The sequence below is a fragment of the Rhabdochromatium marinum genome (assembly GCF_016583795.1).
GTDB classification, from domain to species: Bacteria; Pseudomonadota; Gammaproteobacteria; order Chromatiales; family Chromatiaceae; genus Rhabdochromatium; species Rhabdochromatium marinum.
Map to the genome: position 1 here is coordinate 1 of NZ_NRRS01000086.1, position 15,364 is coordinate 15,364.

Annotated in this window: 15 protein-coding genes; 10 read left to right on the top strand and 5 right to left on the bottom strand. The window is 60.4% G+C overall.

What is annotated here, in order from left to right:
* Window positions 1-669: 669 nt before the first annotated feature.
* Entirely contained in the window at window positions 670-819 is a 150-nt protein-coding gene (locus tag CKO36_RS16535; RefSeq protein WP_200285799.1) for a hypothetical protein, read from the bottom strand.
* Between the two features lie 34 nt (window positions 820-853).
* Window positions 854-1,777, bottom strand: a complete 924-nt coding sequence (locus CKO36_RS16540; RefSeq protein ID WP_200285800.1) for a LysR family transcriptional regulator — start codon at window positions 1,775-1,777, stop codon at window positions 854-856.
* Between the two features lie 116 nt (window positions 1,778-1,893).
* On the opposite strand from CKO36_RS16540, the gene CKO36_RS16545 reads away from it, so the two are divergent.
* Window positions 1,894-2,466, top strand: a complete 573-nt coding sequence (locus CKO36_RS16545; RefSeq protein WP_200285801.1) for a cytochrome b — start codon at window positions 1,894-1,896, stop codon at window positions 2,464-2,466.
* Between the two features lie 79 nt (window positions 2,467-2,545).
* Here CKO36_RS16545 and CKO36_RS16550 read toward each other — a convergent pair whose 3' ends face one another.
* Entirely contained in the window at window positions 2,546-4,711 is a 2,166-nt protein-coding gene (locus tag CKO36_RS16550; protein ID WP_200285802.1) for a heavy metal translocating P-type ATPase, read from the bottom strand.
* 236 nt (window positions 4,712-4,947) lie between these two features.
* On the opposite strand from CKO36_RS16550, the gene CKO36_RS16555 reads away from it, so the two are divergent.
* The 9 genes from CKO36_RS16555 (at window position 4,948) to CKO36_RS20165 (ending at window position 13,404) form a co-directional block, all read left to right on the top strand.
* Window positions 4,948-5,475 carry a MarR family winged helix-turn-helix transcriptional regulator gene (locus tag CKO36_RS16555; RefSeq protein WP_200285803.1) on the top strand — a complete coding sequence of 176 codons (528 nt, stop codon included), beginning with the start codon at window positions 4,948-4,950 and terminating at the stop codon, window positions 5,473-5,475.
* Between the two features lie 103 nt (window positions 5,476-5,578).
* Window positions 5,579-6,625, top strand: a complete 1,047-nt coding sequence (locus tag CKO36_RS16560) for an efflux RND transporter periplasmic adaptor subunit (RefSeq protein ID WP_200285804.1) — start codon at window positions 5,579-5,581, stop codon at window positions 6,623-6,625.
* The gene (locus tag CKO36_RS16565; protein ID WP_200285805.1) at window positions 6,622-9,711 is read left to right on the top strand and encodes an efflux RND transporter permease subunit; all 3,090 of its coding nucleotides are present in this window, start codon (window positions 6,622-6,624) and stop codon (window positions 9,709-9,711) included. Before CKO36_RS16560 ends, CKO36_RS16565 begins: the two co-directional genes overlap by 4 nt.
* 72 nt (window positions 9,712-9,783) lie before the next feature.
* Complete coding sequence (locus CKO36_RS16570) at window positions 9,784-10,911, top strand: class-III pyridoxal-phosphate-dependent aminotransferase (protein ID WP_200285806.1); 1,128 nt, start codon at window positions 9,784-9,786, stop codon at window positions 10,909-10,911.
* A 100-nt stretch (window positions 10,912-11,011) separates the two neighbouring features.
* A complete protein-coding gene (locus CKO36_RS16575) occupies window positions 11,012-11,572 on the top strand; it encodes a GNAT family N-acetyltransferase (RefSeq protein ID WP_200285807.1) in 561 nt (186 codons plus the stop codon).
* Between the two features lie 60 nt (window positions 11,573-11,632).
* On the top strand, window positions 11,633-12,004 hold the full coding sequence (locus CKO36_RS16580; protein ID WP_200285808.1) for a hypothetical protein: 372 nt from the start codon (window positions 11,633-11,635) through the stop codon (window positions 12,002-12,004).
* Window positions 12,005-12,148: 144 nt separating this feature from the next.
* Window positions 12,149-12,367, top strand: coding sequence for a Y-family DNA polymerase (locus CKO36_RS16585; RefSeq protein ID WP_200285810.1), 219 nt, complete (start codon window positions 12,149-12,151; stop codon window positions 12,365-12,367).
* 283 nt (window positions 12,368-12,650) lie between these two features.
* The gene (locus tag CKO36_RS16590; protein WP_242469683.1) at window positions 12,651-12,866 is read left to right on the top strand and encodes a LexA family protein; all 216 of its coding nucleotides are present in this window, start codon (window positions 12,651-12,653) and stop codon (window positions 12,864-12,866) included.
* Between the two features lie 406 nt (window positions 12,867-13,272).
* Window positions 13,273-13,404 (top strand): hypothetical protein, encoded by a 132-nt coding sequence (locus tag CKO36_RS20165; protein WP_275957864.1) that lies wholly within the window; start codon window positions 13,273-13,275, stop codon window positions 13,402-13,404.
* A gap of 340 nt (window positions 13,405-13,744) precedes the next feature.
* Here the strand turns inward: CKO36_RS20165 and CKO36_RS16600 are convergent, their stop codons facing one another.
* Window positions 13,745-13,987, bottom strand: a complete 243-nt coding sequence (locus tag CKO36_RS16600) for a hypothetical protein (protein ID WP_200285811.1) — start codon at window positions 13,985-13,987, stop codon at window positions 13,745-13,747.
* A gap of 164 nt (window positions 13,988-14,151) precedes the next feature.
* On the bottom strand, window positions 14,152-15,364 hold a 1,213-nt coding region (locus tag CKO36_RS16605; RefSeq protein ID WP_200285812.1), incomplete at its 5' end, for an RNA-guided endonuclease TnpB family protein.

Here is a 15,364-nt window from a genome sequence, read left to right on the forward strand (position 1 = left end):
CATGACATTGGGATGGCTCAGCGCTTGAGCAATCCGCTTTGAGATCGGCGATGAGCGCTTCGAGCATCTCGCGCGCGAGGAATAACGGATGGCTCCTCTTTGGTAAATAATCTTCCGGGACGGGACACCCCTAGCCCAAAAAACCTGTCGTTATTGTGCCTTAAAAGCGTTTATTTAGTACAGGGCTCGTAGCCCTACCGGGCATTGCCAACTCAACGGTTTGGCCTGCATGATACCTTTCGATTTCCTTCGCCGATCTCTATGAGACCGTCAGAGGTTTGAAGTGCCTGAGCAACGCCAAGCAATCGGGCCGGCCACTCCTTGTTCCACCAGTTCTTACTGACCGCCTTGCGGCGTCGGCCAATTTCTTTACCCTTAAACATTTCACTTTCAAGATTATAGTGGATCCCATGTCCCCTGTGATCCCAAAATCCTGGGATTGTCAGGGACTGACATCGCTTTAAATCGCTAACACCCATAATTTGACTTATTATTCCACTAAAACAATGGCTTGCCAGGTCGCTTCGCGAGTTTCCCCGGACAGTAGTGCCCGAGATTAACTGATAGGCGGTGAGGTCTACTTTGTCAGATTTACTCCAGCGCCGCTTCAGCCCGCCGGGCATGAGAGTTCTTGGTCTGCTGGCGAAGTCGATGGCGCTTGGCGATGATCTAGACCAGTTCTTCGGCCGTGAGTTGGCGCCGGGGTAAGAGATGCTCCAGAGCCGTGACCAGATCGTTGATCGGCAGCATGGGCCACTGAGTTTGGCCCTGGATCTTCTGTTTGAGCAGGAACAACGTTGCTACCATCACCAAGGCCATGTGGCGGTGCTAGACACTTAGTTCGGGACGCGGTTCAGACCTGTCCCGCTTTCAACTGCTCCCGGATCCATCGGCACATGGGATCCTTGTGAAACCGCTCGTGCCAGTAGAGGTGGGCGTAAATGACCTCTTTGGTGGTGTGCAGCGGGGCTTCGCGGACCACCAGATTGCGGCCTCGGGCGAGTTCCTTGGCAAACCGGCGCGGCAGGCGGAAGACGATGTCGCTGCGCTCGCAGAAGGCGGGGATGGAGGCAAAGCTGGAGAGCCGCAGGGGCTGGTTCAGCCGTTCACCCGGCGACAGCTGGCCCTGCTCGATGAGATGCTTCTCTAACAGGCCGCCGCCACGTCCGGTGAGCGATACCAAGCCGTGGCTGGCCGCCGCGATGCGCTCAAGGGTCAGCGGACCCTGTGCAAGCGGATTGTCCTTGCTCATCACCAGGGCGAAGTTCAAGGGGGCGAGACGGAGGCTGTGGAGCTGCGCGGTGCTCGCGCTGGGCTCGAATGGGGTGACGACGAAGTGGACCTCGCCGCGTTCGAGCGGACCGAAATGGTCGCGCGGCTCGCTGTTCACCTCCAGCACCATGCCGGGAGCCAGCTGGCGCATCCGCTCGAACAGCGGCGGGAGGAACCAGCCGACCTCCGGCTCCGGGCCGTAGAAGCGGACTACCTGGGTCGAGGTGGCCGGATCGAAGACGGGCCGAGAGACGAGGTGCTCGGCCTCATTCAGCCAGCGGCTCAGTTCCGGCAGGAGTGCCTCGGCGCGCGCGCTGAGCTCAAATCCGCGCGGGGTGCGGACCAGCAGCGGGTCGTCGAACATGGCGCGCAGCCGCTGCAGGGCGCGGCTCACGGCGGGCTGGCTCATGCCGAGCTGCTCGCCAGCGCGCGAGACATGACGGTCCTCGAGCAGCTGTCTCAGGACGACGAGCAAATTCAGATCCAGGGTACGCAGATTCGTCATATGAATAATTAGTATCTCCGCTATGCATTGGACGCATAGAGGCTCTCAGCCTAGCCTGTCGCGTTCGAATTTAACCGCCGTCGTTCGACGGCCAGCCAATCTGCGGAGATATGACCATGACATTCGATTCGCCCACCCGGCTCAGTCCGAACACCATTGCTCTGCATTGGATCGTCGCGCTTATGATGATCGGCCTGCTGGCCGTCGGGGTCTACATGACCGAGAACGGCGTCTATGCGCTCTACCCCTGGCACAAGTCGCTCGGGGTCCTCATCGCCCTGTTCGTGGTCCTGCGCGTGGTGTGGCGCATGCTCAACGGCTGGCCCACGGCGGTTGGGAACTATACGTCCATTGAGAAGCGGCTGGCGAAGATCGTGCACTGGGTGCTCATCGTCGGAACGGTCCTGATGCCGATCTCCGGGGTCATGATGTCCGGCATGGGCGGACATGGCGTCTCCTTCTTCGGGCTCGAACTGATCGCGCCCAATCCGGATCCGGCCAATCCGCAGGAGGTTTTGCCGCTCAACGCGACGCTGGCCCAGATCGGTCATCTGGTGCATGGCTGGGTCGGCTATCTTCTGATTGGCGCCATCGTCCTGCATCTGGTGGGCGCGCTGAAGCACCATCTCATTGATCGAGACGGCACTCTGAGACGCATGCTTGGCAACGAGGTGCAGGTGGCATCCTGATGCGACTGGACCCATCTCGGGATGGGTCCGTTCAGTCGGCCACCGCCACCGCGGGCCGACCGCGCATTCGGGGGCTCGATCAATCGGGCCGGTGGGCCAGCAGACGCGAGGAGTTGAGCAGGATCCCTAGGGTGTGGCTGATGTGGATGATGCCGCCCATGGCGGGCGATAGGATGCCGAGCGCGCCTAGAACGACCCCGGCCAGGTCGGTGACCACGGCGAAGGCATAGTTCTGATCGGCGGTGCGCAGGGTGCGGTCGCTGAGCCGGCGGATGGCAATCAGCTTGCGCACGTCGCTGTCGGCGAGCGCGATGTCGGCGATCTCGATCGCGACCTCGGAGCCGCCGGCCCCCATGGCGATGCCGATCTCGGCCTCGGAGAGGGCCAGTGCGTCGTTGACGCCGTCCCCGACCATCACCAGAGATCCATGATCCCGGCGCAGCTGCCGCACCACCTCGGCCTTGTCCTGTGGCAGCAGTCCGGCGTGACAGGAGTCCAGACCCAGCTCGCGGCTCAGTCCCTCGGCCACGGCCGGCTCGTCGCCCGAGATCAGACACAGATGGGTCACCCCCTCGGCGCGCAGTGCCTCCAGCGTCTCGCGGACGCCGGGACGCAGCTGGTGACGGATCCCCAGCACGCCCAGCACCTCGCGGTCCAGCGCCACGTAGACGCTGGTCAGTCCGCGCTCGCTCATTTCCTCGGCCGCGTGACGCAGACGCCGGTTCAAGCGCAGACGCTCGGACTCGAGCAGACGGGCGTTGCCGAGCAGCACGGTGCGCTCCCGCACCTGGGCCTTGACGCCCTGTCCGAGCAGATGCTCGCTCAAGGCATGCTGCTCGGGCTCGACGCCCTGGTCCCTGGCGTGCTCCACGATCGCATGGGCGAGCGCGTGCGGGTTGTGCTGCTCCGCCGAGGCGGCCCAGAACAGCAGTTCTTGCGCATCCTCGGCCACCACTTCGGCGACCTCCGGGGTCTCGGTGGTCAGGGTGCCCGTCTTGTCGAAGCACCAGCATCGGGCGCCGCCGATCTGCTCCAGATAGATGCCGCCCTTGACCAGGATCTGACGGCGCGCAGCATTGTGGATGGCCGCGCTCACGGCCGTGGAGGCGGCGAGGATGGTCGAGCAGGGACAGGACATCACCAGCATGACCGTCAGCGCCCGGCTCAGGCTCCGGGTGAGCACCAGGGTGCCGAGGGTCGAGATCGTACCGAGCTTCAATAGACGGGCCGCCAGGACGTCGGCGCGTTCCTGCAGCGGGGCCTTCTGGTCGAGCGAGGCATCGACCAGTGCCGCAATACGGGCCAGATAGGTGTCCTCGCCGACCTCGCACGCCCGTACATAGAGCACGCCCTGTTCGAGATAGCTGCCGGCGAAGACCCGCTCGCCCTGGGTCTTGTAGACCGGCTCGGCGCGGCCGGTGATGGCCGCCTCGCTCAGCTCCGCCGCGCCCTGTTCGATCTCGCCGTCGACCGGGATCTTCTCGCCGGTGCGGATCACCACCAGGTCGCCCGCCTTCAGCTCCGCCACTGGGGTGAGGATCTCGGCGCCGTCGATCACCACCCAGGTGTCCTTGATGGACAGGGAGAGCATGCGCCGGATCTCGCGCCGCGAGCGGTTCGCTACATAGGTCTCCAGCAGCCGACCGCCGTGGAGCACGAAGATGATCTCGAAGGCGGTCAGTGCCTCGCCGACCAGGATCGCCAGGAGCAGCGAGAAGGCCAGGAACTGGTGGATGGTGAAGCGCCGCTCGGTGAAGGTCTCGTGCCAGGCATCGCGCAGCAGGGGCAGGGCGCCGACCAGGGCGATCAGCCCGGTCGGACTCAATGCGGACTGGGCCACGGGGCGTTTCAGGACATGCTCGCGGATCAGCACGTATCCCAGATAGCCGCAGAGCAGACCGAAGCCGAGCAGACGCCAGAACCAGGAGCCGCTCTTCTTGTCTCTTTGTGTTGCCTGCCGGCAGCCGCGACATTGGATGCCAGCATCGGTCTCCGCATCCGCAGGCTCGGCACACAAGGGATCGCGCAGGATGGCGTCGATCATGGACCTGAGCGCGGCCGCATCGATTAGGGATTCCTGATAACGCAGGGCCAGGGATGCGCAGCCCGGATTGCAGCTCACCTCCAGTACGCCCTCAATCCCGTTGAAATGACGCTCGAATCTTGAGGCCAAGGCATGATTCTGTGTCAGCGGCTGGATACGCAGCCGCACGCGTCCAGGTATCTGGTGACGTGTCTGGATCATGCTTCTTATCTCCTTGCTGCGCTCCGGTGCGACTGCGAATGGACTTGTAACGATAATGATTGGCGTTTGGTGGCTGGGTCGCATTGACATCGCGCAATCAAATCGAAATCCGTTGTAGGCCGTCGCCGATCAACCCGCCTCGGCCGAAGTCGCCCCACACCAAAACCAAATTTGACAACCGGTATTGATATTGTAAACTGGTTACTATATTGCAACCAGTTACCAATGAGGGCCGCATGTCAGAAAGCACGCCGGAGCAAATTACCCAGGTCGTGGTGTCGATCTTTCGCACCCACGGGCGCTTAATCGAGTGGGGCGACCGGTTCGCGGCACCTTTCGGACTGACCAGCGCACGCTGGCAGATGCTCGGTGCCCTGGCGTTCTTGGAGCAGCCCGCGTCGGCCCCGGCAATTGCCCGGCAGATGGGCGTGACCCGGCAGGGGGCCAACAAGCAACTGACGTTGCTCGAGAAGCAAGGACTGGTGCGCAAAGGCGCCAACCCCGCGCACAAGCGCTCGCCGCTGTTCGCGATGACCGAAGACGGTCAACGCACCTACCGCGCAATCCAGGCCGCCTGGCAAGCGCATGCCCAGGCCCTGTGCTCGGACATTCCCGCTGCCGACTTAGAGGCCACTTTGCGCACGCTTCAGACGGTGGACACGCTTCACCAAGCCCCCGAGGAGGACGCCGATGAGGCTTCGGTCGCATCCGCAACTGTTCGGCGCTCATTGAGCCGTGCCTGCGCACGCCATGAAAAGGTATAGCGTCATACGATGTGCTGTTGGGTTATGTGCGACCCTCATCGGCGCCGCCCTGAGCGGCTGCGATGGGGCGACCACTTCGGTCGATACAAAAGCACAGCCACGCGTGATCGCCTGGGCTCCTGTGCAGGCCGCTGCAGAATCCTGGCGCTACCCATTTCCGGGCGTGGTGCGCGCTGTGCAGCGCGCGCCGCTGAGCTTCGAGGTTGGCGGGCGGATTGAAGCTCTGTCGGTTGACGTCGGCGAGGGCGTCCTTGCCGGCCAGGTGCTGGCGCGTCTCGCCAGCACCAGCTACCGGCTCGCCTTTGAAGCGCGCACGGCGGCGGTTGACGAGGCTGTGGCCCAGTTGCGCGAAGCCGAGCAGCAGTTCAGGCGCCAGCAGGATTTACACGGACGCGCCTCGGCGTCGGAAGCGGCGCTGGATGAAGCCTTGGCAGCGCGCGCTACCGCCCAAGCGCGCTTGGCCGTCGCGCGAGCTGAGCGCCGCAATGCCGAGAAGGCGTTGCGCGATACGGTGTTGCACGCACCCTACGCAGGTTGGGTCGCGAGCCGCTCCGCCGAGCCGCAACAACAAGTCATCGCGGGCGAAACCGTCCTCGAGTTGCAAGGAGAAGCGCGTGGATTCGAGGTTTTGGTCTCGATCCCCGAGACCCTGGTGGTACGGCTCGAGCGGGAGGATGTGGCGCCGGTGAGCGTTGCCGCCTGCCCCGGAAAGACACTGCGCGCCCGCGTCGCGGAAATTGGCACTCCCAACAATCGCAACAGTAGTTTTCCAGTCACCCTGCGCTTGGCGTCTGCGGACTGCGCGCTCAAGCCCGGCATGACGGCAGAAGTCATGATCGCCGATCGTCTTGACGTCCCACATCAGCCAGGCACCGGAGCGGCGACCCGCATTCCACTAACGGCCTTCTTGGGGGGAGACGGCGAGACCCAGCGCGCCTTCGTGTTTGTTCCCGACAGTGCGGACAGTGCCTTGGGCGTGCTAGAAGCACGCGACATCCAGATTGAACAGCTTACGGCGGAGGGCGCCTTGGTACGGGGCGGACTCACGCCTGTTGAGATCATCGCCACGCGCGGACTGGCCTTCTTGCGCGATGGGCAGCGCGTGCGTCGGCTCGTCAGCGCCAGTCCGACCGAGCGAGTCGCGCCGTGAATATCACTGTCTGGGCCTTTCGGCATCGGCCAGTCGTCGCACTCATCCTGGTAGCGCTGATGGGCTATGGCGTCATCAGCTATTTCGCCTTGCCGGCCCGCGAAGACCCGCAGATCACCGTGCGGGAGGCGGTGATCACCACCGAGTTTGCCGGTCTATCCGCCGAGCGCGTCGAGCGCCAGATCACCCGTCCGCTGGAGGATGCGGTGCGCCGGGTGCCGGAGGTCGAGGAAATCCGCTCACTGTCAATGCCGGGGCGCTCGATCATTCATGCCAAGCTTTATCCGACCCTGTTCGATCTCGACGCCATTTGGCAGGATCTACGCAACCGCATCGCCGTAGTTGAACCCAGCCTGCCCGAGGGTACCCGACCCCCTCAGGTCAATACCGACTTCGGTGATGTCGCGGTGGCCACCGTCGCGCTGATGGGGAAGGATTTCACCTGGCAAGAGCGCACCAACCAGGCGGAAGCCATCCGCGACCGGCTCTACGGCGTCCCCGGTACCAAGCGCATTGATGTGCTCGGCGCGCAGCCTGAGTGCATTTATGTCGACTTTCGCAACGCGCGTCTGGCCGAGCTCGGGCTGGATGCGAACGCTATCGCGCGGCAGCTGCACGCCGAAAACAGCTTTCATCCTGGCGGTCAAATCGACACCGGAACGCGGCAACTGCTGTTGGAGCCGAGCGGCGCCTTTGCGGACGTCGCCGCCGTGCGCGAGCGTCTGATCCAACTGCCCGGCGGGGGTGGCACGCTTCCGCTCGGCGAGCTCGCCGAGGTGCATCGCGGTCCGGTCGATCCGCCGCAACGACCGGCCTATTTCAATGGGCAGCCCGCCATTGTGCTGGCCATCTCCATGCGCGAAGGTTGGAGCGTGCTCGATTACGGTCGCGCATTGAGCGCCATGTTGGACGACATCAAGACCACAGTGCCCGTCGGCTATACGCTTGCCACCATGACCTTTCAGGCCGAGCAGGTGGCCAAGGCGGTCTATGGCGTCAGCGCCAATGTGCTTCAAACGCTGATGGTGGTGCTGGTGGTGGTGATCGCCTTCTTGGGGCTGCGCACCGGGTTGATCGTTGGAGCCATCGTGCCGGCGGTCATCCTCGTCACCTTGGCGATCATGGGGTTCTTCAACATCGACTTGCAGCGAATGAGCCTGGCGACCCTGGTGATTGCGCTGGGGTTGCTGGTCGACAACGCCATCGTGGTCGCCGATGACTATAAGCGCCGCCTGGAGATTGGCGAGAGCCGCGTGGCAGCGCTACGCGGCGTTGGACGGGAGCTGTCCATCCCGTTATTGATTTCGACCCTGACCAGTATCCTGGTGTTTCTGCCGCTGATGCTCGCCGAGCACACCGCTGGCGAATACACCCGTTCCATCTCGCAAGTGATCCTGATCGCCTTGCTGAGTTCCTGGGTGTTGGCCATGCTGGTCACGCCTAGCCTGTGCCATCGTTTTGCTCCGACACCGACGGCTAACACCGACGCCCAGTCGCCCCGCCTGGCCGATCGGGCGTTTCAATGGTTGGCCGATCAGTATGGACGCTTGCTACGGGTGCTGTTGCGCCATCCGCGCGTGCTGCTCGCCCTCATGGTGGCTTTGATGGTGGCTGCGGTGGCGGGCATGAGCCAAGTGCCGCAGCGCTTCTTTCCCAACAGCGACCGTGCGCAACTCCTGGTGGAAATCGATTTACCCGCCGGTGTGAGCACGCGGGCCACCGACGCGGCCATACGCAAGATCTTCGCCGCCCTGAAGCCGGCCGGGACAGCGGCGGCGCTGGGCGAGCGGATCCACAGCCACGCGACCTACATCGGTTTTGGCGGACCGCGGTTCGTGCTCTCGCTGACGCCCATTGATGCCGCGCCCAACAAGGCTTTCATGGTTATCAACCTAGTCGAGTTCGGGCAGATGGATGCGTTGATGGAAGAACTGCGCGTCTTGTTTCAGGAGGTCACGCCAGAGCTGAATGCCCGGGTCAGCAAGATGTTCCTGGGACCGAGCGATTCCAGCAAGCTGAGCATCCAAGTCAAAGGCCCTGATCCCGCCGTGCTCGATGCGGTTGGCGATCGCATCCAGGCGGCGCTGTACCAAATCCCCGGCACTCTCGACGTGCATCGGGATTGGGCAAACCGCATCCCACAGCTCGAAGTAGTCATCGATCCGGCACGCGCAACGCGCGCTGGCTTGTCGAACCACGCGATAGCCGAGACCCTCGCGCGTGCCTTCACCGGTCAGACGGCCACCTTGCTGCGGGAGGACGACGAGCAGATTCCGATTGTGCTGCGCGCCGATGATCAGGAGCGCGCGCAAGCCGAGCGCATCCAAACCCTGAGTCTGGCAGCACCTGAGACCGGTCGTCCCATCCCACTCATGCAGGTCGCCGATGTGCGCCTGGTCAATGCCTATGGCCGGCTCGCCCGCGAAGACCTGGAGTTGACCCTAACCGTGGAGGCGCGCAACCTTGGGCTGAATGCCGAGGATCTGGCGCCGAGGATCGCACCGGCCCTGGATGCACTGGCCAGGGAATTACCCCCAAGCCATCGCATTGAATTCGATGGCGTGGTGGTCGATTCAGGCGAGGCGCGCGCGGCGCTGATGGCCAATCTACCGCTGTGCCTGGTGGTCATGCTGATTCTGCTGGTCGCGCAGTTCAACGACTACCGACGCCCGGCGATCATCGTGCTGAGCATTCCGCTGCTGTTGATCGGCGCCGTGCTCGGTCTGCTGCTGATGGGGGCCAGTTTTGGCTTCATGGTGATTCTCGGGCTCTACGCCCTTGCTGGCATCCTGATGAACAACGCCATCGTGTTGATCGATCGCATCGATAGCGAACGGCGCTCCGGCCTGCCGCTCGTGCAGGCCATCGTCAGTGCCTCGACCTGTCGGCTGCGCCCCATCCTGATGGCTACCATCACCACGGCGCTGGGACTGGCCCCGCTGATCCTGGCGCGCGATCCACTTTTCTACGGCATGGCCAGCGTCATGGCCTTTGGTTTGCTGGTCGGCACGGTATTGACGCTCGGCGTCGTGCCTGTGCTCTATAGCCTTTTGTTTAGAACGCAGGGCGCCGCTCAACCGGTATAACGAGTGATGCGAAAACGCTTCGTTTATTCATGACCTGTCGCGCATCTTTGCCAAGAGTGATAAAATTGAGCAATGGACAATCTATTTCATCCAACAGGCCATGAGATCAAGCTCCCGAACATTGTCTCTGGACAAGGAAGCTACGTGTTCGACGAGCAGGGAAAGCGCTACTTGGATCTCGAAGCCGGTGTCTGGTGCCTTTCACTCGGTCACAACCACAAGCATGTGAACGCTGCGATCCATGAACAGTTAAGCAAGATATCGCACACCGGGTTTTGCTATGCGTCCTCTATCAGCGACCAGGTTGCAGGGGCCTTGCTTGCGCAATTCGCATTGGCAGGCGGTCGATGCATCTTCTTGTCGTCGGGAAGCGAAGCGATCGAGCTTGCGCGTTCGATTGCGAAGCACCTTACGGGGCACTACAACACGATGACGCTGCATGATTCCTATTTGGGTGCGTACAGATCGTTGCGTGATAGAGAGACCGGCTGGCATATCGTCAACTGGAGCGGCTTAGATGACAATGAGGAATGCGACCCGGTTAGTACGCTGCCTGCAGAGATCAACGCTTTTATTTTTGAACCTGGAAGCGCGTCGGGAGCCGTTCGATTTCCACCCAAGCGACTCATTCACAAACTTGCCTCCCGTGTTCGATCATGTGGAGGGCTGATCATCGCCAACGAAGTCACGACAGGTTTTGGGCGAACAGGCCGCTGGCTCGGTTGCGACCACTATGATCTAAGTCCCGACATCATCGTGCTTGGCAAGGGAATGGGAAACGGCTATCCCGTCAGTGCAGTGCTCATGAGTCGCCCCATAGCCAATGCGCTCGCCGAGCGACCGCTTCAGTATTCTCAGTCACACCAGAACGACCCGCTCGGAGCCGCCGTTGTGAGCGCGGTTCTGCATGAACTTCGACAGCAGGATTTAGTGCAGCACGGCCGAGAGACTGGCTACCGTTTTTTCGAGTGGCTTAAAGAAATGGTTGACGGAAGAATCGTCCAGGATGTGCGGGGGCGGGGGGCCATGTTCGCCATTGATCTGATCGATAGTGGAACGGCGGCGTCACTCCACCAAGCGCTCCTCGATGCCGGCTATATCGTAGGTTTACGCGGACGAACCTTGCGCATCGACCCGCCATTGATTGCCACCTTATCTGAGATTAGGGGCTTCGCGGAGCGGCTTGCGCAACTCATCTAAGTGATCGCTCGATTACGCGAGACGCTCGGTCCATCTATGTAGATAATCCGTGACGTCCGTCTAATACACTGTTAGATTAACAAAAATGAAGCGTGCGGGCATGAAACTAAAAAATGCAGAATTATCAGAGATAGACGATATTCTAAGACTGCACTATAAGTATCAAATTGATTCCATCAATGAAGAAGATAAAGCCGATGGCTTTGTAACAACGTCATTTACCAAAGAACAGATGGCGGATTTGATCCAAAAGGAAAACGGTTTGTTCATCGCTAAGATAGATGGTCAAGTTGTGGCTTATGCGATGGCTGCATCATGGGATTTCTGGTCACTGTGGCCAATGTTTGAATACATGATAAGTAATCTGCCAAGCCTTGAATATCATGGGCAAACATTGAGTATTGATAATTCGTACCAATATGGTCCAATATGTATTGATAAAAGTGTTCGAGGAACGGGTGTTTTAGAAAAGATTTTTGAGTTTGCCAAAAACAAGATGTCAGAGCGATATTCGATATTGGTTACTTTTGTGAACAAAACCAATGAAAGGTCATACCAGGCTCACAAAAGAAAACTTGGTCTTGATGTAATTCAAGAGTTTAAATTCAATGGCAATGATTATTATCAGATGGCGTGTCTTACAAGAAAATCTTGGAATTAAATAATTAAGTAAGTAATTAATGCGCCTGGGTCACTTTAATAACCGAGCAAGATCTGTTTTATGGAATTTTTTCAAGAACTAAAAAAAGAGGTAAAAATTGATTCGCTGAAAAATTTTTTGCGGATCTCAGCACTTCCAGATTTTTGCCTTTTAATTGAATCTGTCATTTCAGACAAAGGCAATATCGGCGAAATCTATTGCGTTTGGGGACATTTTATTGTTTCACGCGAGGTAATTAAAAATGGCGTGCGTTTCTCATTATTAGATTGCCCGCATGCTTTTGCTTGGACGATCACATACCATGAAAGCAAGAATATGGTTGTTATTCATTGCACCATTGATGACCAAGATGCGGATCAAGAATTTGCTGAATCTATTCAAGATTTTGCGCTTAGCTGGCGTGACGGCTTAAATAATAAATCACTCAATTAATCTGTAAAAATTCCTACCACATCAACCAGTAAATCAACACACCTAACGCGCCCATAAAGCTAATGTCCTAAACTCCAGCTGCGCGTGCAAGGCGATTCCATGACCGGTGCCGCATCCAGGACGGCGATCTGATCATCGTTGATTGTGCCGAGGAAACGCGCCACGGCGCCATCGTCGTCGCCGCCCTTGATGGTGGCCTCGCCCCTGTTCGCTCTGGTCGATTGCAACAACTTCTATGTCTCCTGCGAGCGCCTGTTTCAGCCCGCGCTCGAAGGTCGCCCCGTGGTGGCGCTCTCCACTCCAACAACGGCGGCTGCCTGGTCGCGCGCAGCCAAGAAGCCAAAGCCCACGGCCTGCCGATGAGCGCGCCTTACTACCAAGTCGAGCGACCATCCGCTAGCACCGCGTAACCGTGTTCTCATCACACTAAGCGCCCTAAGGCAATCTGTCGCGTCGGGTCGTCGGGTGATGCAGGTGCTGGCCAGCCAAGCCCCCAGCGCTTGGCTGCAGGCGCACGGCGGCGTGGTCCTGGTGTACGCTGCCTGCCAAGGCGCCGAGCGCCACTCCTCGGCTTGCTCAACCGACTGGCATGCTTTGCCCTGCGTGAGCGTTTGAAGCCCACCGAACAGATCGACGGAGGACCCCCATGGCCCGACTCGTCTGCCTCACCCCCCATCGGCGCACCGCCCCCGACTGGGGCGCCGACCTCGAACCCATCGACCTGGAGCGGGAGCTAGGCGTCGCGATACCCCTGCTGGGCACCATCACCGCTGGCCAACCCATCGAAGCGATTGAGGATCGCGAAACTCTCGAAATCCCCTCCCGCAAAGCCAGCTACGCTCTTCGTGTGCGTGGCTGTTAGCGGTTGAACAAACCTGCACATAAACGGTGAAGTCGAGATACCCAGGAAAGCGACGTTGCCGCTTCGCTTGTACCGAGGCGCAAGCCACCGCACCTGGGACAGAACGACCTCTGAGCCGAGCAGGCCGATTTTCCGCTTCCAGGATCGAAAAGTCACCGACCTGCAATCGACCGGTGGCCGCTTGAGAAGCCATCAATCGACTTGCCTGACGCGGTGATCCGTCGGTCATGCTGACAACCTGGCGTGCCGACGCGACGCAACTCGCTTCGTCTACATCAGGAACGCGATTTCTCCCCTCAGGATGCACCGAGCCGCGCGACAGCACGAGCGGGTCGATATCTGAGTGTCTCGGCCCGAGATCTGATGCCTACACCCTCGAATTGGCGCGCCAGGCAGGTAGAACGCGATGACAGACGCACGGCTGAGACAGGTCTATGCCTATCAGTTCGACAGCAAGCACCGCCCCAAGCGCTATGCGCCCGGACCCGGAGGCCTGGACTGGGCGACTGACTCCACCTCATCCCTTTCGATCTTTTGAAGGCGCACCCCGCATTCCGTTGCCGCTCGCCAGCGACGGCGGACCTGCATTCGCAACCATCCGAGCGGGTGAACGGCCGGCACCGGCGAGTGTCGATCTCCAGCACCTCGGTGCCTTCCTCGGGCGCTCTCTGGGACTCTCTGCCTGGAAGGCTTTTGGGGATGTCAGCAAGTCGCGGCTGCTTGGTCGGGCTTGACGGCGTGAGTGTGGGCTCTGGCTCTGTATCGCCTGAGCGGGACGTGCGACACGAGGTCGCACGCGTATCGATCAAAGGGCAGGATTCGGTGCTCTGCCACCGGTGGCCTATCGTTAGGACGACATCGGGACGTCCGAGAATAGTTTAATCGGTGCGGTTCTCCACGCGATCTCCAACCTCTTCCACCCGATCGCCGGCCTTCTCCAGCGCGTCCGACACCGAATTCTTGACAGCCTCGACCTTGTCACCTGCGCGCTCGGCCGCACGGTCAATCTTTTGCCCCATCTGCTCGGCGGCGCCATCGTCGGAATCGCCGCATGCCGCCAGCGTCAGGGTCAGTAAGGCCGCAGCCGGGATTGCGAGTCGCTTCCTGTTCATCATTTTCATCAAGACCTCTCCGTCTCAGTTGATCCGTCTTCAAATCCAGTATCGCGCTCAGGCCGGAAGCCCTTTGGAGCGACGCGCGAGGAAAATAGCGAAGCCGATTATCGATCGCCGATTCCGCCCGCACTCTGAGCATAAGCACAGTACATACCATACTGCTCCGAATTTCATACTCGAAAGTGCTCATTCGGTAATTCGCTCTCCGTTGATAGCACCCGATTTTGTCCGGGCGAGCAACTGGAGTCCTGGTTGAGCAGTCCCAACCGGAGGCGCTCAGTCCGTGCTTGCAAGATCGCTTTCACGGCTCGATACGGCGTGAACCGCTCGATGTCCGGGTCGGACAACCGTGCCAGCACGTTTCGCGCAGCGTTCTGATCCGCCTGCAACACAACCCCGTCGAAACAGTGAAACCGATCCCCTTGGCGGCGGCCCAGCAGGCCTCCGTTGCGGGAATCCATTTGCGATGTGTAGGCCGGATTGACCAGAACGACCGTCGAACCTCGACGGCTTGAAACACTGTCAAGTGCTTCGGCAATGACGCCTTTCGTCCAGCTTGCCAGCCGACGATTGACGTGCTTGCCGAAGGACTTGCCCGCCATCGGGGCGGTTAAATCTTCCGCCGCGATCATGGCGGCTTTGTCGACGACCTTGTGAACCGACTGGAACACCAGGTCGCGGATGCGCGCATGGGTTTTGTCTATCTGTCGATTCAGCGTCTTGCGCCCGAGATTGAACTGGCGAATGTGCTCACGCTTGCGCGGGTTGCGGCTGTTCTTGGCCAGTGCGTGCAGCTTGGAACGGTGCTGATACTTGGCTTTGAGCGTGTCGGATTGCTTGGTCAGCACCGCGCCCAGCTCGGGGCCGTGGTGGTCGCCGTCGGAATCAACCAGGGCCTCGGAGTAGCCTTTGTCGATGCCCAAGGTGCGCGTGCCGCAATCCTGGGTGATCTCGACCTCAATGGTGGTATGGATTTCGATGCGATCATCGTTTTTGATGATGATCCGCAGGGTGCCAGTCGGCTCGACGGTGGTGTTGAGCGGGATGGCGATGCGAGTGCCTTTGATGAGGCCGGGAATTTTGATCCAGGCGCGCCCGCCGCGCTGGAAGGCGGTGTAGTTGTCTGAGCGGACGATGATCTGGTTGTGGGTGTGGTTGTGCCCGCGCGCCCAGTCCCGGCGCATGATCCGGCGAAGGTAGGGATCGCTTGTCCAATCGTTGCGCTTGAGCGCGGTAAACAGGCGTTTTTGCTCAGCCTGATCCTGGGTGTGACGCCAGATGCAGCGGCGCGCCTTGACCTTGGCCGACTCCATGTTGGCGGTGATGTCGCCCTTGGCATCGCGCAAGGTTTCCTTCCAAGCATTGGCCGAGACCGGGAAGCGG

Coding starts and splice junctions, on each gene's coding strand:
- CKO36_RS16555 (WP_200285803.1), top strand. CDS start 4,948: ATGTCAGAAAGCACGCCGGAGCAAATTACCCAGGTCGTGGTGTCGATC.
- CKO36_RS16535 (WP_200285799.1), bottom strand. CDS start 819: ATGGCCTTGGTGATGGTAGCAACGTTGTTCCTGCTCAAACAGAAGATC.
- CKO36_RS16545 (WP_200285801.1), top strand. CDS start 1,894: ATGACATTCGATTCGCCCACCCGGCTCAGTCCGAACACCATTGCTCTG.
- CKO36_RS16580 (WP_200285808.1), top strand. CDS start 11,633: ATGGAATTTTTTCAAGAACTAAAAAAAGAGGTAAAAATTGATTCGCTG.
- CKO36_RS16590 (WP_242469683.1), top strand. CDS start 12,651: ATGGCCCGACTCGTCTGCCTCACCCCCCATCGGCGCACCGCCCCCGAC.
- CKO36_RS16575 (WP_200285807.1), top strand. CDS start 11,012: ATGAAACTAAAAAATGCAGAATTATCAGAGATAGACGATATTCTAAGA.
- CKO36_RS20165 (WP_275957864.1), top strand. CDS start 13,273: ATGACAGACGCACGGCTGAGACAGGTCTATGCCTATCAGTTCGACAGC.
- CKO36_RS16570 (WP_200285806.1), top strand. CDS start 9,784: ATGGACAATCTATTTCATCCAACAGGCCATGAGATCAAGCTCCCGAAC.
- CKO36_RS16550 (WP_200285802.1), bottom strand. CDS start 4,711: ATGATCCAGACACGTCACCAGATACCTGGACGCGTGCGGCTGCGTATC.
- CKO36_RS16540 (WP_200285800.1), bottom strand. CDS start 1,777: ATGACGAATCTGCGTACCCTGGATCTGAATTTGCTCGTCGTCCTGAGA.
- CKO36_RS16600 (WP_200285811.1), bottom strand. CDS start 13,987: ATGAAAATGATGAACAGGAAGCGACTCGCAATCCCGGCTGCGGCCTTA.